We start from the raw sequence: 21,687 nt of genomic DNA, 5'->3' as shown, positions 1-21,687 counted from the left end.
ATGAAAAATATTCGTTAAATCTATGTATCATACCTTAAAGGTATAATAGAAAGGAGCGCGTTCTCATGGATATCCGGCAATTGCGTTATTTCATCACCATTGCCCAAGAGCAGAAAATCACGACGGCCGCCAAAAAGCTTCATATGGCACAGCCGCCTTTAAGCAGACAGCTGAAACAGCTCGAAGAAGAATTGGGCGTCATTCTGTTTGACCGCAATAAAAAGAAACAAATGACCCTCACATATGAAGGAAATGTCTTTTTGAAAAGAGCGAAAGAGATTCTTCATAAGTTTGAGGACGCTATAATCGAGGTACAAGAGCTGAAGGAGGAGGTGGCCGGGACACTTGCCGTCGGGTCAACCATTTACTGCGCAGCGCTCATGCTTGAGAAAGTGTCACAGATGAAAGAGCGGTTTCCGCATCTCACCTTTAACATTTGGGAAGATGAGCCCGTCTCACTGCTCGAGCTTCTGGAAACCCGGCAGATTGACGCCGCCGTCACCACCACCCTGATTAAAAACGACGGCATTGAATCGAAGGAGCTTGAAGACATTCCGTGTGTATTGGTGCTGTCCGAGCATTCAAAACGACTGTGCGGAGAAACGATTAAACTGAGTGACATCGCCTCTTTGCCTCTGATCCTTTTGCGCACCGTCAATGGAAGAGGTGTGTATGACCAAGTCCTCCATGTTTGTGAACAGTACAGTCTCGATCTCCAGGTTGTTTGTGAATGCCATGACTCCGCGACGCTCTTGAGCCTCGTATCATCAGGATTCGGTGCCACGATTCTGCCTTTGACGATGATTCCCGTCCATATGCGCTCGCATGTCAAAACGGTTATCATCGAAGACAACCCGTTTGTCATGACACCGGCCGTCATCTGGAGAAAAGACAGCTACCTGCCGAAGCCTGTCAGACAGTTTTTGGAATTATTTTGATCCGGAACACGATGAATTCCCGCTTATGAAAACCAATTACTTGACTCATACTAAAAAAAAGTTATCCTTTACAATTGGGAGCTATTTTTTCTCAATAAAACTACTCAGAAAAGTGGGGAATAAAGAAGATGAAAAAAGCATTATTCGCTTTGTTCATGATGGTCAGCATCGCAATGCTTGCAGCCTGCGGAAACTCACAGGACAGCGGATCTAAGTCAAAAGACGGCGATCTTTGGGCTTCTGTCAAGAAAAAAGGCGTACTGACCGTCGGTACAGAAGGAACGTACGAACCGTTTACCTTCCATGATAAAAAGACTGACAAACTGACCGGATATGATGTTGAAGTGATTCAAGAAGTCGCGAAACGCCTCGGTCTGAAAGCTGACTTTAAAGAAACACAATGGGACAGCATGTTTGCCGGTTTAAACGCGAAACGGTTTGACGTCGTCGCCAACCAAGTCGGCAAAACAGGCCGTGAGAACCAATATGATTTTTCTGATAAATACACAACGTCAAATGCAGTCGTCGTGACGAAAAAAGACAGCACGATTGCGAAAGAGGCTGATGTCAAAGGAAAAACAGCGGCTCAGTCATTAACAAGCAATTACAATAAATTAGCGAAAGAAGCCGGCGCGAAAATTGAAGGCGTCGAAGGCATGGCGCAATCCCTTCAGCTCATTCAGCAGGGCCGCGCTGATCTGACTTATAACGATAAGCTTGCCGTACTGAACTACTTAAAAACGTCCGGCAATAAAAACGTGAAAATCGCGTTTGAAGCAGGCCAGCCGCAGCAGACATATTTCGCATTCCGAAAAGGAAGCGGCGAACTTGTGACTCACGTCAACAAAGCGTTAAAAGAAATGAAAGAGGACGGGACTCTTTCTAAAATAGCGAAAAAATGGTTCGGCGAAGATGTTTCTAAGTAACATGCCGGAACCCGTGATTGCAACAGCCATTCCGTGGGATTTGGTGCAGCAGTCATTCTGGCCGATTCTTTCCGGGGGAATCTATTATTCGATTCCCCTTACCATTCTTTCCTTTATTTTCGGAATGATCATCGCGCTGATTACGGCGCTCGCCAGAATGTCAAATATGAAACCATTGAGATGGGTGTTCAGCGTATACGTATCAGCGGTGCGCGGCACTCCTCTTCTCGTTCAATTGTTCATCATTTTTTATCTGTTCCCGACATTTAATATTACGCTGGACCCTTTCCCAAGCGCAGTCATCGCGTTTTCATTAAACGTGGGCGCCTATGCTTCTGAAATCATCCGGGCATCTATTTCATCCGTGCCGAAAGGGCAATGGGAAGCCGGTTATACGATCGGCATGACCTATCGCAAGACATTGTTCCGCGTGATCCTGCCGCAGGCGTTTCGCGTGTCCATTCCGCCATTATCAAATACATTTATCAGCCTGATCAAGGATACATCTCTCGCGTCACAGATTCTCGTCGCGGAGCTGTTCAGAAAAGCGCAGGAAATCGGCGCGCAAAACCTTGATCAAATCTTGGTCATCTATATTGAAGCCGCCTTTATTTATTGGATCATCTGCTTCTTGCTGTCAATCGTACAGCACGTGATCGAACGGCGTCTCGACCGTTACGTGGCCAAATAAGGAGGTTTCGATATGCTTTCCGTCAAAGGATTAAATAAATCATTCGGACAGAATGAAATTTTAAAAAAGATAGATATGGAGATAGAAAAAGGGAAAGTCATCGCCATTCTGGGGCCGTCCGGTTCAGGAAAAACGACGCTTCTGCGCTGTCTGAACGCGCTTGAGATTCCCAATCGCGGCGAGCTGGCATTCTCCGATTTTTCAATAGATTTCTCTAAAAAAGTGAAGCAGGCTGATATTCTCCGCCTCCGCCGCAAATCAGGCATGGTCTTCCAGGCGTATCATCTGTTTCCTCACCGCACGGCGCTTGAAAACGTCATGGAAGGACCCGTTCAAGTGCAAAAGCGCGACAAGGAGCAAGTCAGAAAAGAAGCGATAGAGCTTCTGGAAAAAGTCGGACTGAAAGACAAAATGGATTTATATCCGTTCCAGCTTTCCGGCGGTCAGCAGCAGCGGGTCGGCATCGCCCGCGCGCTTGCGATTCAGCCCGAGCTGATGCTGTTTGACGAACCGACGTCAGCACTTGATCCGGAGCTGGTCGGCGAGGTGCTCAAAGTGATTAAGGATTTGGCGAACGAAGGCTGGACGATGGTCGTCGTCACCCATGAAATCAAATTCGCGCAGGAAGTGGCTGATGAAGTCATCTTCATTGACGGCGGCGTCATTGTGGAACAAGGACCGCCGGCCCAGATTTTTTCCGCGCCGAAAGAAGAACGCACGCAGCGGTTTTTAAACCGTATACTGAATCCTTTGTAGGAGCCGGAGAAGAAGCGAAACACTGATTTCGCTTCTTCTTTTTTTTGGCGGTTATGCTACAATGACAATTAATGAAATTTTATGAAAGAAGGGACCTCTTTGAAGCGGGAATTCTTGATGCGCTGGACGTTTTATTTTGCCGGTCTGTTGATTTTGTCTTTCGGGGTATCGTTAACCATTAAAGGAAAAGCTCTCGGCATCAGCCCTTGGGATGCCTTTCATTATGGGCTTTTTCAGCATTTCGGGCTATCTGTCGGCCAATGGTCCATCTTGGTCGGCGCGGTCATCGTGGCTTTAACCTGCCTGTTCACGAGGACGCTCCCGAAAATCGGCGCTATCTTAAACATGGTGCTGATGGGAATGTTTATTGATTTCTTCTCGTTTCTGCTTCCTGAGGTGCACGCTTTTTCCTTAGCGGCCGTGTTTTTTTCTATCGGATTGCTGCTGATCGGCTGCGGCGTCGGTATTTACGTATCGGCTGGGCTCGGCGCGGGCCCCCGGGACTCTCTGATGATGCTGATATCTGAAAAAACGGGCTGGAACGTGCAATGGGTGCGGAACGGCATTGAGCTGACGATTCTTGCCGCAGCCTGGGTGATGGGCGGACCGATCGGCGCCGGAACCATTATTACGGCTGTTTTGACGGGGCTGATTCTGCGTTTTTCTTTGCCGCAGTCCTCTAAACTGTTAACATACGCGATCTCCGGGCGGGCAACGTCCGTGCATTAAAAACAAAGCCGAAACGGTTTTGTTTTTTTATTTTCGGACAGCTTTCGTTTGATATGATAGGATGGTTTTGACAATATTTTCAGACGGAGGATCTGGACATGAAGATTTACGGAGTATATATGGACCGCCCGCTTTCTGCAGGGGAAGAGGATCGGATGATGGCAGCCGTGTCCGCCGAAAAGCGGGAAAAATGCCGGCGCTTTTACCATAAGGAGGATGCTCACCGCACCTTGATCGGCGACATGCTGATCCGCACCGCTGCGGCGAAGGCTTACGGACTTGATCCGGCCGCGATTTCATTCAGCGTCCAGGAATACGGAAAGCCGTACATCCCCGCGCTTCCGGACATGCACTTTAATATTTCCCACTCCGGGCGCTGGATCGTGTGTGCCGTTGATTCAAAACCGATCGGCATTGATATTGAAAAAATGAAGCCCGGCACGATTGATATCGCCAAACGTTTTTTTTCGCCGACGGAATACAGTGATCTGCAAGCGAAACACCCCGATCAGCAGACCGATTATTTTTACCACCTGTGGTCGATGAAAGAAAGCTTTATCAAGCAGGCCGGAAAAGGGCTTTCCCTGCCGCTTGATTCATTCAGCGTCCGTCTCAAAGACGACGGCCATGTGTCCATTGAGCTCCCGGACGGACATGAACCTTGTTTCATCCGCACATATGATGCGGACGAGGAATATAAGCTGGCCGTTTGTGCGGCGCATCCCGATTTTTGTGACGGGATTGAGATGAAAACGTATGAAGAGCTGCTGTAAGCATAGAAAAAGGAGGGTGTCCCCCTCCTTTTTTGTCAGCCTGATATTTCCGCCTGTTTCTGCAGCTGCTTTGCTTCTTGATAAATTTCTTCGAACAGATCCGCGATGTGTTCTTCTTCAACACATGAAAATGCGATTCGCAAATCGGTTTCATTAATGGATATCGTCCCGATTCCTCTCTTTTCAAGCAACGACACTCTCAATTCGCCGGCGTTTATGTCTTTCAGCCGGACACACATGAAATAACCCGAGTTAAACGGATAAGGCGTCCATACGTCTTCATAGTGCTTGTTTTCTGCAAGAACGGCTTTCACTTTGTCAGCCCGTTTTTTCATAATGTTATATTTCAGCGATTTTTCTTTCTCGTATTCCGGTGACTGCATCGCCCGCAGCATAAACGTTTGGGACGGATGCGGGGCGCTTGAAATCGTTCCCCTGATAATCCCTTTTGTTTTTTCCTCGAGCACGCGCAACGCTTTTTCGCTTTTTGTGCTGTACGTAATAAAACCGACGCGGAAGCCCCACGCGTAATTTTCCTTCGTCGCGCCGTCTATTTTCACGCAAAGCACCCGGTCGTGCACTTGGGCGAGTTTGCTGAAGATGGATTCCTGAATGGCTGTTTCATCGTAAAACAGATTGTAATACGCATCATCTACGAGCACGACAATCTCTTTGCCGGCCTCCGCCGCCTCCAGGATCACGCTGACGATTTCTGCCGCTTCCTCTTCTCCCGGCGTATAGCCTGTCGGATTATTCGGGAAATTCAGCACGACAATCGCCTTTTCTTCCTGCTTTTTCAGCAGCTCGGACAGCCCCGCCGCATTAAAACGCCCATCCTGATGAAAAAGCGGGTACGTCTCAATGGATGCCTTGCGCCGGACACCGAAAATGAAATTGTAATTTCCCCAATATTTATCAGGCAGAAGCAGCGCATCCCCTTCATTGACGAACAAGTCGGCGGCAATGCTCAGCCCGTGTGTTAAAGCGTTTGTCACGATCGGCGTGCTGATGTCTTTGCCGGCTAATGAAGGATTTTCGAGACGCATTTTTTTCAGCCATTCCTGTCTGAGCGGCTCTTTTCCCTGCGGCGGAGCATAATCGTAGATATCATCGGGGTTATAGGCGGACAGTGTCTCTTGAATATGGGAAAAGTGCATAGACTCGCCTTGTGAGGTGGCAATCCCGATCGTGGCATTATACTTTCCGGCCTTGGCTTTCGCTTCCGCCGATTGTGTCAGCACCCCTTTCGGATAAAACAACTCTCTGCCCAAATCAGAAAGCATATGAAGCACGTGCGGGTTTTCTTCAGATAATGTTCTGTTCAGCTCTTTTGCTGCATCATTCATGTACGACAATCCCTTCAAAATTATATTCCATCAAATCATAACATAAAATTTTTGATAAATGAGAAAACTCACGGGCAGATTTTGTTACAAAAAACAGACAGCGAATGCTGTCTGTCATCTCCTATAACAATTGGCCTGCAGTGCTCCTGTTAATAATCTCATATATTCGTTCCGCCACTTTTTCAGTTTCACTTAATATGAACATGTGGCCGTCCGAAAACTCATGAAATACGGGATTGTCGGCCCATTTTTTCCATCCGTCCGCATCTTTGATACATTTTTTATCTTTCCGCCCGTTAAAAATATGGACGGGTGATTGAATCATGTGAGAATCAGACGGACGGAAGCTTTCAAGCGCGCGGTAGTCGGATCTGAAAGAAGGCAGGAAAAATGACATGACCTCCTTATTCTCCACTAACTCCTGCGGCATTCCGCCCAGCTCGATAATATGGGCGAGAAATTTTTCATCATCAAGATGAGACACTTTTTTCCTTTCAATATGCGGCGGCTGAATGGCTGAGATGATCACGGCCTGCGGGTAAATCCCCTCCCGCTCCAGCTTTTGAGCCAGCCTGAAAGCGACCATGCCTCCCATACTGTGGCCGAACAGGACAAACGGGCGGTCAGGATGGAGATTCAACTCCTGCTTGTACAAGCTGACAAGCTGTTCAAAATCTTCAACGGCGGACATTTGATTTGTTCCGTGTCCCGGCGGTTCCGCGGCGAGCATCTCACACTCACCTTGAAGATAGGTGTGGAGCGGGCGGAATGATGCGGAATAGCCTCCTGCGAACGGAAAACAGATGAGCTGCGTTTTTTCTGTGGTATCGAACGATTTAAAGAGCTGGACCATTAGCGGGCTTCCTCCTTTTCTATCGTGAAGCTGTCAGCTTCGGATGTTCCTTCCTTAGGAATTCGAGCAAATATGCCGCATTCCTTTCGAGACATTCTCCCTGAAGCATTTCTGCGTGAGTGCCGCAGCCTTTTTTCACACGGTATTCACCTGTCGTGGCTTCCTCCCACGAAGCGAGCCACGGCGGCATCGCAAAGTCCGGTTCTGACGTTAATAGATCTATATCCGCATTGACCGTGCCGGTGCTGACGGTATGCACGAAATAAGAATAAAACGCGTTTGTTTTTTTGGCGAGACCTTCCTTGACGGCTTCGTCATTCAGCGCTTCGTTATCCCGGTTTACCTTCATCAGCGCCTGGACATCGCTTTCTACGGTGCGGCCTTCCAAGTCGCTGACGCCTTGTTTTTTATAGGAATCAACCATGATCAGCCGCTCCACTTTACGTCCTTCGGATTCAAGCCGTTTGGCTGTTTCAAAGGCGAGCGTGCAGCCTGCCGAGTATCCGAACAGCTTGACCGGTCCTTCCGGCTGGAGCTGATTGATCAGCTCTGTGTAGCGTTCGACGCGGTTGTCTTCCTCGATAAAATCAAACGCACAGATTCTATAGCCGGACAGCTGTTTTGCCAGCGGCTGGTACATCAGCCCGTAACCGAGAACCGGCGGGAACGCAAACAGTGTGTCAGACTGATTTTTATTCATGATGGTGAGATCTTTCATTCCTTTTTCTTCACCGTGAAGCAGATAACCGGCAATGTCTGCGATTGTCGTCGCTTCGAATAACAGCTGCACCGGGATGTCCGTACCGAGCTCTTTTTTAATGCGCGACGCTGCCGTCATCGCTTTTAAGGAATGGCCTCCGAGCGCGAAGAAATCATCATGAATCCCGATCTGCTGTCTGCCGAGAATCTCGGACCAGATGTGTGCAATTGTTTCTTCCGTCGCGTTTCGAGGCCCGATCCATTCTTTCGCCGCCTGAGCCTGATCCGGTTTCGGCAGCTGCCGTTTATTGACCTTCCCGTTTGTCGTTAAAGGAAGCTCCTCTAAGAAAGTAAAGGTTTGCGGCACCATGTAAGCAGGAAGCTGTTTTTTCAAGTGCCTCTTTACGTCTTCAGCTGAAAGCGGCGTCCGGTTCACGAGATAGGCGTTGATTGATGCATCTCCGGACTCATGGCGGTCTGCAACAACGACCGCATCTTTCACACCCGGGTATTCCTGCAGCTGCTTTTCGATTTCTTCAAGTTCAATCCGGTGTCCGCGTATTTTGACCTGGTCGTCAATACGCCCGGCGTATTCAATCGTTCCATCCGGCAGCCATCGTGCTAAATCCCCTGTTCGGTAAAGCGTTTCTCCCGGCTTGAACGGATTTGGGATAAACGTTTGCTTCGTCAGGTCGTGACGGTTCAGATACCCTTTTGATACACCCATTCCGCTGATGCACAGTTCACCGACAGCTCCGAACGGCTGAAGCTGGTTTTGCCTGTTAAGAATATAAATACTTGCATTGCTGATCGGCTTTCCGATCGGCAATGAGGAAATGGAATCCGGTATATCATGCACGACGTGAGCTGTCGCAAACACCGTTCCCTCAGTCGGCCCGTAGCAATTAATCAGCTTGCCAGGCCCCATGATCTCAAGCGCCTTTCTGACGTGAGGCACAGACGCGCGCTCACCCCCGAATAACACACAGCGGAGCCCCTTCAGCCACTCCTCTCCCGCATCGGTGAGAAGATTAAAAAGTGCGGTTGTCGCAAACATGACATTGACATTCTCCTGCCGGATCAGATCAGTGAGCCGTTCTGTATCAAGCAGTGTATGTTCATCTGCGATAATGAGCCGTGCCGCATTCAGGATTGATGCGTAGAAATCAAAGGTAAATGCGTCAAAGGCGTAATTCGAAACAGATAAGAACGTATCTTGTTCAGAAAATGCCATATAGTCTACATGCTTGACCAATCCTTGTATATTGGCATGAGTGGTGATATTGCCCTTCGGCTTTCCGGTTGTGCCGGACGTATACATAATATACGCCGGATCATCGGGATCAATTGCGGCTGCAGGATCGCTTGCCTGTTCCTCAAACCGTGCTTGATCATCGATGATGAGTGTTGTTCCTGTATACGGCAGCTGAGCCGCTTTTTCTTTCATCTCCTGATGTGTCAGCAGACAGGCTGCCGCACTGTCAGTCAGCATGTACGAGATTCGGTCCTCCGGCAGCTTCGGATCAACCGGCAGATAAGCCGCTCCTGCTTTTAATACGCCGAGAATGCCGATCACCAGTTCAAGCGAGCGCTTCGTGTACAACGCGACAACGGTGTCTTTACCCGCACCTTGCTTTTGCAAACGGCGCGCAAGACGGTTCGCTTCCTCATCTAATTCGCGATAGGAAAGAGTCTGGCCGGAATACGTAAGCGCCGGTGCATCAGGATTTACATTCACCGCTTCCTTGAACCAATCCGTCAGAGGCTTCGCCTGATGAGTCTCAGCCGGCGGGTTTAAGCCGGTAAGCAGAAGCTCTCTTTCCTTTTCATCAACAAGTCTGATCGTATTGACAGGCTGATCCGGCTTCTGGATGAGCTGCTGAATCGCTGTAAGAAGCTGAGATTTTAAGCGCAGGATAAACGCCTCATCAAACACATTCCCGTTATAGGCAAGCTTAATCAGCATCTCATCACCTGGAGAAGCCATCAGGTTGAGATCATAATTCGATTTCTCAAAAACATGGACGTCCTCCATATCAAAGCCGTTTTCACTGTTTTCTTCATTTTTTGCATCCTGAAGCGGATAATTTTCAAACACAATGATGTGGTCAATCAGCTTTGGCTGATCGGCCTGGCTTTGGATGTCATAGAGCGGCACATATTGATGAGGCTCAGACTCCAGCGATTGCTCCTGCAGCTGCTTGAGCAAGCCGTTAAATGTGGTATCCTCAGACAGCTTCACCCGCCTCGGAACAGCATTGATAAACAGCCCGACCATATGTTCAACGCCTTTGATTTCTGCGGGACGCCCGGAAACGACTGTGCCGAAGATCAAATCGCCGGACTGCTGGTAGCGGCTGATTAATACACTCCAAACCGCCTGCAGCGCCGTACTCAAAGTAGTATGCTGCGATTTTGCAACTTCGGTAAATGCTTTTGTTTCCGCCTCCGGCAGTGAGAAGAGCAGCTCTTTCGGCTCGTAGCCGTCCTTTTGTTTCTTTCTTTGCTCCGCAAATGTCGTTTGTCCTTCAAAATCTTCTAAGTACCCGCGCCAGTAATGCAGTGATGCTTGTTTATCCTGCTTTTCAAGCCACTTGATATAGTCTTTATACGGTTTGACCGGCGGCAGGCTGTACGGCTTTTGTTCGCGCAGGGCATTGTATACCTTAAACAGATCCTGCACGACGATGCCGAAGCACCAGCCGTCCAAAATGATGTGGTGGTAGCTCCACACCCATTCAAAGCTTTCTTCCGATTTTTTGAAAATGGCTGCCCGCATCGGAATATCCCGCGTCAAATCAAAGCCCTTGATCTTATCCTGTTCTTTGTATTCATTAATTTTGGATGCTTGCTCGCTGCCCGTTAAGTGTGTCAGATCGATTTCTTCTATCTGAAACTGCCGTTTTTTCAATACGACTTGGACCGGCCTTTTTACTTTTTCGTGAACGAACACGGTACGAAATACATCGTACCGGTCCATGATCACATTCATGCTTTCTTCAAGGCATTTAATATTCAAGCTGCCTTTTACTTTCATTGTCATTTGTTCGATGTAAAAGCTTTGGCCGGGATTCAGGAGAGTATGAAACAGCATTCCCTCCTGCATCGGCGACAAATAATACATGTCCTGAACTTGATCTTTTTTGAACTGGCTCATCTGCTCCGCTCCCCCCTTCTGTTAACTGTTTTTGTCACGTTAAATTCTCCTCAAGCATGTCAAAGATGTCTCCCATTTCATCCATCTCAAGATCCTGCGCGCTGAAATCGCTCGGCGTAAATTCTTTCTCCTCTTTGGCCGTGCAATGGCGGATGATCATTAAAAGATTGTCTTTAAACCGCTGCATCTGTGTTTCGACGGTGCTTCTTTCATATTCTTCCTGATTGTATGAGCAGGAAATGACGAAGCGGCCGCCTGTAACCATCCCGCTGAAGCTCAGTGCGTATAACGCCTCTGACTCTTCGCTGACTTGACGTCCCATATCATATGGAGACGGCTCAAACCATTCCGTTTTCACTTCATTGTCAAACTGCCCCAAGTAGTTAAAACTGATTTCAGGCGTGACGCCTTTTTCTGTTTCATCGGATGACAGATACCGGAGAATCCCGTATCCTACACCTTTATCAGGAACGCGCCGCACTGTCTCTTTTACCGTTTTAATGACGGAAGAGACGCCGTCTTCCTTGCTGATCTGCAGAATCAACGGATATTGGGCCGTAAACCAGCCGACCGTCCGTGAAATATTGACGTTCGGTATGATTTCTTCCCGGCCGTGTCCTTCTAAGTTGATGCCGACTTTGCCGTTTTCCGTCCATTCACCGATCGTTAAGCCGAGCGCGCTGAGCAGAATGTCGTTGATTTCCGTTCCGTACGGATGATGAACATCTGTCAGCAGCTGTGCCGTTTCTTCCTCAGTTAATTCACATTTCACGGCCGCCGTATGTTTGACGAGCCGTTTTGTCGGCTCATGGTCTTTCGGCAGCGGCCGGAGTTCTTCCGCATCTGCCTGCGCCCAATAAGCCGCCTGCTTTTTCAGCTCTTCTGATTGCGCAAACGTGTTCAGCGCCTCCGCCCAATCTTTAAAGGAGTGGGTTTTTTGCGGGAGGACGATGCTGTTTTGCTGCTGCGCCTGTTTATAACCTGAAGCGAAATCCTCAAGCAGAATTCTCCATGAAACCCCGTCCACGACGAGATGGTGAACCGCGATTAACAGATGATCGCCTTGTTCTGTCCGGTATTGCTCCGCTTTTAACAGCGGGCCGTTCTCCAGATCAAAACTTCCCTGAAGATGATCGGCAAGCCGCTGAATCTGGCTTTTCAGCATATCCTCGTCAGTTCCGTACAGATCAACGATTTCAAAGCTTGCCTTGCATTCTGTGACAGGGAGGTATGTCTGAATGATGCCGCCTTCCCTTTCTTCACGGTAAACCATGCGGAGCGTATCATGGTGTTCAATCAATGCTTGCAGGGTTTTTTCCACCAGGTCCGGATCAAAGCCGTCTTTCGCATGAAGCATGACGGATTGGTTCCAGTGGTGTTTGTCGGTAAAGTTTTTCTCAAAGAACCAGCGCTGGATCGGCGTTAAGTCCGCTTCGCCTTCGACAGGTCCCTGATCGGCCTGCTTGCCTTCCGTCCGCTCCACGTAAGAGACGAGCTCTTCGATGGTCGGATGCTGGAAGAGATCTTTCATCTCCAGCTTGTAGCCGTGCTGATTCAGACGGCTCGCCATTTGAATGCCTTTGATCGAGTCGCCGCCGAGCGTGAAGAAATTATCGCTTACGCCGATCTGATCAAGACCGAGCACTTCGTGCCAAATGTCAGAAAGCAGCGTCTCCATCTCCGTTTCCGGCGCTTTGTAAGCGGCGCTTCCCGCTTCAATGTCCGGTTCCGGCAGGGCTTTTTTGTCAATCTTTCCGTTTGCGGTGACCGGAAGCTCGTCCATCTCCACCCAGAACGCCGGCACCATGTAGTCAGGCAGCGTGTCTTTCAGCGCGGCTTTGAGCGCTTCAATATCGTCCTGCCGAGGCGCGACATAGGCGCAAAGCGCGGTGTTGCCCGCTTTGTCTTCCACAGCCGTCACCGTTGCGTCATGAACGTCCGCAAGCTGGGCGAGGCGGACTTCGATTTCTGAAAGCTCGATCCGGTAGCCCCGCACTTTGACCTGCTGGTCGATACGGCCGATGTATTCGATGCCGCTCTGCGCGTTCCATTTGACGAGGTCGCCGGTCCGGTACATGCGCTCGCCGGGCACGAACGGATCTGCGGTAAACCGCTTCGCCGTTTCTTCTTCACGGTTCAGGTATCCGCGTGCCAGACCGCGGCCGGCCACGCACAATTCACCGGCAATGCCTTCCGGCTGTACCTGATCTCCGTCGCCGAGAATATAAGCTCTCGTATTGGCAATCGCCCGTCCGATCGAAAGCGATCCTTCCTCAGGATTGATGACGCCGCTTGTCGCGACGACGGTGTTTTCCGTCGGACCGTAGTTGTTGACGATCGTGTACGGCTGTTTCACCGCCCGCTTCAGCTTGTCGCCGCCGACGAGAAGCATGCGGAGAGAGGTATTTTCCACCTCCATAAATTGTTCGGCCAGCTGCGTCGGCAGGAAGGTGATGGTCACGCCGTTCTCCTCGAAATAGTGATTTAAGCGGGTGATATCCAGCCGGATCGCCTCGTCAATGACGTGAAGCTCCGCGCCGATGGTCCATGTCGGGAACATCTCCCAGATGGAGGCGTCAAAACCGAAGCCCGCGTATTTGGCGCTTTTATCATCCGCCGTCATGGCGAATGCGTCGTGGTGCCAGAAGCACAGGTTCACAAGCGCATGGTGTTCGACCATGACACCCTTCGGCTGTCCGGTCGTTCCTGACGTGTAAATCATATAAGCGAGATGATCCGCCGTTGTTTCCGTCTGCGGGTTCGCTTCATCGTTTTCATCAAGCGGCAGGCTCAGAATGGAGCGTCCGCCGTCAAGCAGGATCGTTTCTCCTTTGTAGCCATCCGGCACGTCGAGCGCTTCCTGTGTGAGAAGCAGCTTGGCGCCGCTGTCCTGCAGAATGTAGCTGATCCGCTCTTGTGGGTAGTCGGGGTCAATCGGCACAAATGCCGCGCCCGCTTTTAAGACGCCGAGTACGCCCGCGGCCATTTCCAAGGACGGTTTCGTTAAAATGCCGACACGTTCGTCAGCCGTGACGCCGCAGTCCATGAGAATGCGCGCGATCCGGTTCGCCCTTGCGTTCAGCTCACCGTACGTCCATTTCGCGCCGTTATATGCCGCGGCCGGCCGGTTCGCGTGGCGGGCGGCCGTTTCTTCAAAGAGACGATGAACCGTTTTGTCCCGCGGCACAGAGAGTGTTTTTCCTTTCCATGCGTCAAGGAGGGCTTGTTTTTCAGCATCGCTGATCAGTGAAATCTCAGGCAGCTTTCTGTCCGGGCTTTCCGCCGCTTGCTTCAGAATCCGCAGGAACCCGGCGCTCCACTTTTCAATGGTTTCTTTTTTAAACAGATCAGTCGCATATTCAAACTGAAGGCCGAGACCTTCTTGATCCGTAAAGCCGCCGAGTGTCAGATCGAATTTCGCCGTGCCTTGGTTTGACTCATACGGAGTGATGCGCAGGTTCTCCAGTTCCAGTGTTTCTTTATCCGGATCTTCTGTCGTCACCATCACCTGGAACAACGGGTTGCGGCTCATATCTCTCGGCAGGTCAAGCTTTCCGATCAGATCCTCAAACGGATAATCCTGATGCGCCAGCGCGTCGAGATTGGTTTGTTTCACCCGTTCGAGCAGCCCGGCGAAGGTCTGCTCTTTTCGTGTTTCATTGCGAAGCGCAAGCGTATTGACAAACATCCCCGGCATTTCCTGAACTTCGGCGCTCGTTCTTCCGGCGGTCACCGAGCCGATAATGATATCACGCTGCCCCGTGATTTTGCTCAAAAAGACATGGAACGCGGCGTGAAGCACCATATGAAGAGTCGCTCCCGATGATTCCATTAATTCACGCACCGCTTTTTCCGTTTCACGTCCCGCTCTGAAACGGACGGATTGTCCTTTAAAACTTTGAACCGGCGGACGGGGAAAATCGGTCGGCAGATTCAATTCAGGAAGCTCGCCGGAAAATGCGGAGAGCCAATAACGCTCATGGTCTTTCATCCGTTCGGCCTGCCCGGGTTCATTCTGCCAGACGGCGAAGTCTTTATAGTGCAGGTTCGGCGACGGCAGACTTCCGCCTTTGTAAAGGTGAGCGAGCTCTTTGACCAGCATGCTTCTGGACACGCCGTCGGCAATAATATGATGCATATCCAGCAGCAGCAGGTGTTTCTTTTCATTCAGTCTGACAAGAGCGGCCCGAATGAGCGGAGCCGCGCTCAGATCAAACGGCTTAATGAATGCCTGAATGATAAGATCCGCTTTCTCCTCGTCCGCTGCTTCAAAAATGTGCAGGTCAATGTCAGCCTGTTCTGCGATCTGCTGCATCGGCTGGCCTTTTTGATCGATAAAGGACGTCCGCAAAGATTCGTGGCGATTGATCATCTGATTGAGCGCTTCCTGAAGCCTTGAAATATTGACTTCTCCTTCCATCAGAAGAACGGACGGCATATTATAGCTGATTGTCTCCCGGTCAAGCTGGTTCAGGACGTACATCCGTTTTTGGGCGGATGATAACGGGTACGCGTCTGCACTGTCTGCCGGTGTGATCATCCGATATCCCTCAGATACCGCCGATTTTTCGATATATGCGGCAAGCAGGCGGACAGTCGGCTGTTCGAACAGCGCTTTTAACGGAACCGTTTTGTCCAGTTCAGCCTGAATATTGGCGAGGAGCATCATGCCTTTTAAAGAGTGCCCGCCGTAATCGAAGAAATTATCGTCGATGCCGAGCGTATCCGTACCGAGTGTCTGTTTCCAAATGCGGCACAGCTTTTCCTCCAATTCCGTTTCCGGCAAGGCTGAAGCTGTTTGCGCCGTTTGGCTGACGCCCGGTTTCGGGAGGGCGTTTTTATCGGTTTTTCCGTTGGCTGTGAGCGGAATGCGGTCTACCTGCACGAAGTAAGCCGGAAGCATATGAGACGGCAGTGTTTCGGAAAGCCGTTTGCGAAGCTCAGAGCCTTTCAGCCCGCTGTCGGCTTTATAGTACGCGCACAGTTCCGGCAGCCCGCCTTCGCTGACTGCGAGAACGACCGCCTCCTGAATGCCGTTTACGCTTAACAGCACGGTTTCAACCTCTTTTAATTCAATGCGGTAGCCCCGGATTTTCACCTGATCATCCGCACGGCCGATAAATTCAATCGTCCCGTCAGGAAGCCTGCGGACGACATCTCCCGTTTTGTACATCAGGCTGTCCGGTGAAAAAGGATTTGAGAGAAATTTCTCCGCCGTCAGCTGCGGACGGTGAAGATATCCTCTGGCAAGCCCCTTCCCGGTAATATAAAGCTCGCCGCTTGCGCCCGGAGGAACGAGCTGCATTGCTCCGTCCAATACAAGCGCGCCGGTATTTGCGATCGGGCGGCCGATGACGGGACGCTGCTCATATTGATCAAGGCGCTCCATATTGATCCGTTCCGCAATGGCGCCGATCGTCGTTTCCGTCGGTCCGTAGTGATTGATAAAGTCGGTATGGGCGTATACGTCATGAAACTTGCGGACATCGGACGTGATGATCTTTTCTCCGCCGAGCACCACTAAACGAAGCGGGCTGAAACGGCGTTCTGACGTAAAACGGGCTGTATTGACGATCATATGGAACAATGACGGCGTCAGTTTCATATACGTAATGCCGTTTTTCTGTATATACTCACCAAGCTGATCAGGCGCGGTGTACGTCTCCTTCGGCACAATGTGCAGCTCGCCGCCCGCCTGAAGAATCGGGAATATGGCCGTATAGCCGAGATCAAATGCGTAAGAAGACAGCAGCACGGATTTGTCAGCTTCGGTCAAACCGGCTTCACGGCTGAACCATGTGACATAATTGATTAGATTGCGGTGCTCCAGCTGGACGCCTTTCGGTTTGCCCGTTGTTCCCGAGGTATAAATGATATAGGCAAGCCGGTCGGCGCCGGGCTCCGTTTCAAGCCGGTCGGCGCTTTCGTTCTGCCATTCTCCGTCTTCCATTACGACCGTTTTTCCTTTATAAACGGCGGCCGCGGTCATGTTTCTCTCATTGACGACCAGAAGCTTCGTTCCGCTGTCTTCGAGAGAGTAGCGGATTCTCTCTTCAGGAGTCTCCGGATCAATCGGGAGAAATGCCGCTCCGGCTTTCATGACGCCGAGAATCGCGGTAATCAAGTCGGCCGAACGATCCATCATAATGGCCACGATGTCCTCACTGCCCGTTCCGCAAGCCTGAAGGTGTCGGGCAAACCGGTTCGAGCGTTCATCAAGCTCACGATATGTCAGACTTGTTCCGCCCGCAACCGCCGTGAGATCAGGCGTTTTCTGCGCTTGCCGTTCAAACAGCGAAACAAAAGTGCCCTCAGGCAGATCCGCTTCCGTCCGTTTTTCATCAGAAAGGAGCGCTTCCCGCTCAGGAGCGGACAGCAGGCTTGCGTCGGCCAGCTGAATATCCGGATTTTCGGCGCAGGCTTTAATCAGATTGACAAAATGAGCGCTCCAGCGGCGGATGGTTTCGTCCGCAAATAAGGCTTTCGCGTAATCAAAGCTCAATCCGACCTCTTCTCCGCGCTCAGCCGCTTCTAAGGAAAGATCAAATTTAGCGACATGATGATGCATGGAGTAAGAAGAAATCTCCAAATCTCCGAGCCGCAGGGCCGGGATCTCCATGTTCTGCATATTAAATAACACGCTGAACAGCGGACTCCGGCTTGTGTCCCTCGTTAACGGCAGTTTTTCAATTAATTCTTCAAGCGGATAGCTTTGATGCTCAAAAGCTTGAAGGCTCGCCGTTTTCACTTCATCCAGAAATTGCTTGAACGTTTTTTTGCCGGCAGGATGCGACCGAAGCGCAACTGTGTTGACAAACATGCCCGGCACGTCTTGGAGATCAGGATGCTGTCTTCCGGCCGCCGGAGACCCGACTATGATGTCTTCCTGCCCCGAATATTTGGACAGCAGCACTTGAAAAGCGGCTAACAAGAACATGTACATCGTCGTATCCGTATCAGCCAGCAGCTTCTTAATCTGCGCCGTCACCTGTTTATCAAGCCCGAAGATGACGCGTTCCCCTTCAAAACTGCGCTCGGCAGGACGCGGGAAATCAAGCGGCAGATCCAGCACCGGCAGATCGCCTTTGAACGTATCAAGCCAGTAAGCTTCGTGCTGATCAAGATTTGCTTTTTCACGCTGCCAGACTGAAAAATCCTTATAATGAATCTTTGGCAGCTCAAGCTCCGTGCCTTGATAAAGCTTCGCAAGATCACCGATGAAAATGCCCATTGAGCTTCCGTCCGTAATAATGTGGTGCATGTCAATCAGCAGAAGATGCCGGTCTTCTTCAAGCCGGATCAGCTTCGAACGGACCAGCGGCGCACGATTGAGCGCAAACGGCCTGATAAAGGCTTTTGTCAGCTCTTCTGCATCTTCTTCCCGGCCCTCGGCGGTTTCAAGCTCAAACGACACATTTTTATGAATGGTCTGCACGACTTCTCCATCTGCCATGTCAAACGACGTACGCAGTGTCTCATGACGGTTGATTAATGCCTGCATGGCCTCTTCAAGACGGTTTTTGTCTACTGATCCTTCCAGCAGAAGTACAGCAGGGACGTTGTAGCTCGTGCTGGCCTGTCCGAGCTGATTAAGGATATACATCCTGCGCTGTGCTGAGGAAACAGGATAATGCTTCTGATAAGGCGCTTGTCGGATCGGTTCAAACTGCTGTTCCTCCTCGCTCTCATGCTCCAAATAATGCGCAAGCTCCTGAATGGTCGGCTTTTCAAATAACACTTTAATCGGCACTTCTTTTTGAAAGTGTTCCTGGATTTTAGCGGTCATCATCATAGCTTTTAAAGAATGTCCGCCAATCGTGAAGAAATTGTCAGTCACACCCGCTTTTACACCGAGAATGCCTTCCCAAATGTCCGCGAGTTTCTGCTCCGCTTCCGTTTTCGGCGCTTCGTATTCTTTTTGAACGGCTTCAGCCTGAGGCTCAGGCAGCGCTTTTTTATCAATTTTTCCGTTCGCCGTCAGCGGAAACTGATTCATCTGGATGAAGTGCGCGGGAATCATGTATTCCGGAAGTGATTCCGAAAGCGTTTTGCGCAGGTCTTCCGGCGAAAGGACCTGGTCTGCGGTAAAGTAAGCGCAGATTTCATTTTCATCCGCTTTATTTTTCCGGATCACAGCCGCAGATTCCGTCACATTCTCCGCCTGGCTGATTTTCGCCTCGATTTCGCCGAGCTCGATTCTGAAACCACGGACCTTTACTTGGTTGTCAATTCTGCCGAGAAACTCGATCGTGCCGTCCGGAAGCCATTTCGCCAAGTCCCCCGTCCGGTATATCATTTCATCTGGTCTGAACGGATCGCGGACAAACTGCTTCTCCGTTAGTTCAGGCAGATTCACATAGCCTCTTGCCACTCCGCTTCCGCCGACGCACAGCTCACCGGGCGCGCCGATCGGCTGGAGGTTGCGGTTTTCGTCCATAATGTACGCAGTGGAATTTCCGATCGGCTTCCCGATCGGGATCGAGCCGTCGTAGTCCTGATCAATGAGAAAACTCGTCGAAAACGTCGTATTCTCCGTCGGCCCGTAGCCGTTCCAAAGCGACAGCTCCGGTGATGCCTTCCTCACTTTGCTGACGATATGCGGCACAAGCGCGTCACCGCCGATGATGAGGTGCCGGAGCGTGTTAAACATGCCGGCATCCTTTTGGGCAAGCTGATTAAACAGCGGAGACGTCAGCCACATGGTCGTGATCCGCTGCTCTTTCAGAAATTGGGCGAATTGCCCGGCGTCAAGCAGCGTCTCTTTTTTCACCGGGTGTAATGCCGCTCCGTTCAGCAATGCGCCGAAGACTTCGAAGGTTCCGGCATCAAAGCTGACGGCTCCCGTTTGCGCCATCCGGTCTTCTTCATGAACCGGCACGTAATTCGAATGTTTGACGAGCCTGATGATATTTCTGTGTTCAATCATGACGCCTTTCGGTTTTCCGGTCGACCCGGATGTATACATGATATACGCCAAGTCGTTGCCGCCCGCCGGAAGATTCAAGTCTGTTCCGCTTACCGTTTCATCCTCGCGTTCATCCAGCATGACAATCGGGACTTGCAATGTGCCCGCTTGTTTTTGATAGTCCTGAACTGTCAGCACAAGCCGAATCGAGCTGTCTGCCGCCATAAAGCGGAGACGGTCCTCCGGAAAAGCCGGATCAATCGGCACATAGGCGCCGCCTGCTTTTAGGACGGCAAGCATGCCGATAACGGTTTCCGCAGACCGGTCGTTCATAATAGCGGCGGTCCGGCCTTTTTCCAGCCCGCTCTTCACAAGGTGTCTCGCCAGGCGGTTGGCCGCTTCGTTCACTTCACGGTAGGTCCATTCGCGTCCCGCTTCTTTTATCGCGATGCTTGCAGGCGTCCGGTTTGCCTGTGCTTCAAACAAACGGTGAACGGCCTCCTCTTCCGGAAGCGCCGTTTTCGTATCATTGAATATCTCAACAATCTGCCGCTCTTCTTCGCCTGAAACAAGGCCGAGTTCCCGCACGGGCGCATCAGGCGTTCCTACCGCCGCTTTCATCATGCGGGTCAGATGATGCGCCGTTCGTTCGATGGCATCATGAGCGAAAGCCGCTCCGTTGTATTTGATTTTGACAGTCCACGTTTTTCCCGGATACACGATGAGATTGAAATCAAAGCTCGTCTGCTCAAAAGCATGTTCAACTTTAATGGAAAAGCCGAGTCTTTCCTCCATGCCCCCGTTTTCCAGCTCTTTGTCCAGCGGATAGTTTTCAAACGCGACCAAATGATTCAAGAGGCTGCCGTCCAGAGCGGAGCGCTTTTGAATGTCATAGAGCGGCACATAATCATAGCGCTCGGCTTCCACGGCGTTTTTCTGAACTGCCGCCATCACGTCAGAAAAGGCTGCATCTTTGTCAATCTTGATTCTGACGGGAATCGTATTGATGAACAGCCCCGCCATCGTTTCAATGCCGTTGATTTCTGAAGGACGGCCTGATACGACGGTGCCGAACACCACATCGTCTGTATAGTTGTATTTGCTGAGCACCGCACCCCAAACGGCCTGAAACAGGTTAGGCCCCGTGACTTGATGCCGGTTGGCGGTCTGCTGAATCTGCGCGACCAGCTCTTCATCCCAGACAAAAGAATATTCTTCATTTTGGTAGTCTTTCTTTTCTGATGCCAGACGGCCCGGGAGCAGGCTCGGCTGTTCGAAATCCGCCAGGCGGCTGCTCCAATATTGTTCCGCCTCCTCATAATCCCGGCCTCCGAGCCATTTGATATAGTCAGAGTAAGGTTTGCCCTGGTTTCCCCCGGCGTGCCGGCCGGCACGAAGCGCTTCATAGTTTTGAAACAGGCTTTTCATCAAAACGCCCATACTCCAGCCGTCCATGACGATATGATGATTGCTCCAGACGAGATACAGCTCCTTCTCACTGAGCCTGAACACCGCCGCTTTAAAGAGAATATCCTTCGCCAGATGAAAGCCCTGCTGCTGCACATCGCGTTTATAGCGTTCAATATATTCGGTTTGGCGCGCTTCATCTAATTGACTGATATCTTCATAGTGCACCTTCGTCTTCCGCTCTGCTAATACGACTTGGCGCGGTTTTTGAAGCTGCTGGTGCACGAATACCGTACGCAGGATGTCATATGTCCGGATCAGCTCATTGACGCTTTTTTCAAAAAGCTCAAGCTGAAAGCTTCCGTGAATCCTAAGCTCTAATTGTGTGAAGTAGGAGGAAGAATGCGGATCAAGCAGCGCATGATACAGCATTCCCTCCTGCATCGGTGTGAGTGCATACACCTTTTGAATCGATTTTTTGCTCATATGTCACCTCTGTCTTTTCTG

General features: G+C 50.6%; 10 protein-coding genes. 6 read left to right on the top strand and 4 right to left on the bottom strand.

Annotated elements, in window-relative coordinates:
• The first annotated feature begins 65 nt into the window (after positions 1 to 65).
• The 6 genes from ACWJJS_RS16180 to ACWJJS_RS16155 all read left to right on the top strand — a co-directional run bounded on the left by ACWJJS_RS16180 (position 66) and on the right by ACWJJS_RS16155 (position 4,813).
• On the top strand, positions 66 to 938 hold the full coding sequence (locus tag ACWJJS_RS16180) for a LysR family transcriptional regulator (RefSeq protein ID WP_063174349.1): 873 nt from the start codon (positions 66 to 68) through the stop codon (positions 936 to 938).
• Between the two features lie 128 nt (positions 939 to 1,066).
• A complete protein-coding gene (tcyA, locus tag ACWJJS_RS16175) occupies positions 1,067 to 1,864 on the top strand; it encodes a cystine ABC transporter substrate-binding lipoprotein TcyA (RefSeq protein WP_003156373.1) in 798 nt (265 codons plus the stop codon).
• A complete protein-coding gene (locus ACWJJS_RS16170) occupies positions 1,851 to 2,555 on the top strand; it encodes an amino acid ABC transporter permease (RefSeq protein WP_003156375.1) in 705 nt (234 codons plus the stop codon). Before tcyA ends, ACWJJS_RS16170 begins: the two co-directional genes overlap by 14 nt.
• Positions 2,556 to 2,567: 12 nt before the next feature.
• A complete protein-coding gene (gene tcyC / locus ACWJJS_RS16165; protein WP_003156376.1) occupies positions 2,568 to 3,311 on the top strand; it encodes a cystine ABC transporter ATP-binding protein TcyC in 744 nt (247 codons plus the stop codon).
• Positions 3,312 to 3,428: 117 nt separating this feature from the next.
• Entirely contained in the window at positions 3,429 to 4,040 is a 612-nt protein-coding gene (locus ACWJJS_RS16160) for a YczE/YyaS/YitT family protein (protein WP_439931280.1), read from the top strand.
• 98 nt (positions 4,041 to 4,138) lie between these two features.
• The gene (locus tag ACWJJS_RS16155) at positions 4,139 to 4,813 is read left to right on the top strand and encodes a 4'-phosphopantetheinyl transferase family protein (RefSeq protein ID WP_015388713.1); all 675 of its coding nucleotides are present in this window, start codon (positions 4,139 to 4,141) and stop codon (positions 4,811 to 4,813) included.
• A gap of 35 nt (positions 4,814 to 4,848) precedes the next feature.
• Here ACWJJS_RS16155 and ACWJJS_RS16150 read toward each other — a convergent pair whose 3' ends face one another.
• The 4 genes from ACWJJS_RS16150 to srfAB all read right to left on the bottom strand — a co-directional run bounded on the left by ACWJJS_RS16150 (position 4,849) and on the right by srfAB (position 21,666).
• Positions 4,849 to 6,159 (bottom strand): aminotransferase class I/II-fold pyridoxal phosphate-dependent enzyme, encoded by a 1,311-nt coding sequence (locus tag ACWJJS_RS16150; protein ID WP_454023710.1) that lies wholly within the window; start codon positions 6,157 to 6,159, stop codon positions 4,849 to 4,851.
• Positions 6,160 to 6,280: 121 nt separating this feature from the next.
• Entirely contained in the window at positions 6,281 to 7,012 is a 732-nt protein-coding gene (gene srfAD, locus ACWJJS_RS16145) for a surfactin biosynthesis thioesterase SrfAD (RefSeq protein WP_003156383.1), read from the bottom strand.
• A gap of 19 nt (positions 7,013 to 7,031) precedes the next feature.
• On the bottom strand, positions 7,032 to 10,868 hold the full coding sequence (srfAC, locus tag ACWJJS_RS16140; protein WP_454023709.1) for a surfactin non-ribosomal peptide synthetase SrfAC: 3,837 nt from the start codon (positions 10,866 to 10,868) through the stop codon (positions 7,032 to 7,034).
• A gap of 34 nt (positions 10,869 to 10,902) precedes the next feature.
• Positions 10,903 to 21,666 (bottom strand): surfactin non-ribosomal peptide synthetase SrfAB, encoded by a 10,764-nt coding sequence (gene srfAB, locus ACWJJS_RS16135; protein ID WP_454023708.1) that lies wholly within the window; start codon positions 21,664 to 21,666, stop codon positions 10,903 to 10,905.
• Positions 21,667 to 21,687 lie beyond the last annotated feature (21 nt).

The sequence above is a fragment of the Bacillus sp. JK106 genome, assembly GCF_053663355.1.
Note: the sequence above shows the minus strand (reverse complement) of the source record. Positions and strands in the feature narration are given on the sequence as shown.

Bases quoted from the DNA above. Each gene is read 5' to 3' on its own strand.
- ACWJJS_RS16180 (WP_063174349.1), top strand. From the start codon at position 66: ATGGATATCCGGCAATTGCGTTATTTCATCACCATTGCCCAAGAGCAG.
- tcyA (WP_003156373.1), top strand. From the start codon at position 1,067: ATGAAAAAAGCATTATTCGCTTTGTTCATGATGGTCAGCATCGCAATG.
- ACWJJS_RS16170 (WP_003156375.1), top strand. From the start codon at position 1,851: ATGTTTCTAAGTAACATGCCGGAACCCGTGATTGCAACAGCCATTCCG.
- tcyC (WP_003156376.1), top strand. From the start codon at position 2,568: ATGCTTTCCGTCAAAGGATTAAATAAATCATTCGGACAGAATGAAATT.
- ACWJJS_RS16160 (WP_439931280.1), top strand. From the start codon at position 3,429: ATGCGCTGGACGTTTTATTTTGCCGGTCTGTTGATTTTGTCTTTCGGG.
- ACWJJS_RS16155 (WP_015388713.1), top strand. From the start codon at position 4,139: ATGAAGATTTACGGAGTATATATGGACCGCCCGCTTTCTGCAGGGGAA.
- ACWJJS_RS16150 (WP_454023710.1), bottom strand. From the start codon at position 6,159: ATGAATGATGCAGCAAAAGAGCTGAACAGAACATTATCTGAAGAAAAC.
- srfAD (WP_003156383.1), bottom strand. From the start codon at position 7,012: ATGGTCCAGCTCTTTAAATCGTTCGATACCACAGAAAAAACGCAGCTC.
- srfAC (WP_454023709.1), bottom strand. From the start codon at position 10,868: ATGAGCCAGTTCAAAAAAGATCAAGTTCAGGACATGTATTATTTGTCG.
- srfAB (WP_454023708.1), bottom strand. From the start codon at position 21,666: ATGAGCAAAAAATCGATTCAAAAGGTGTATGCACTCACACCGATGCAG.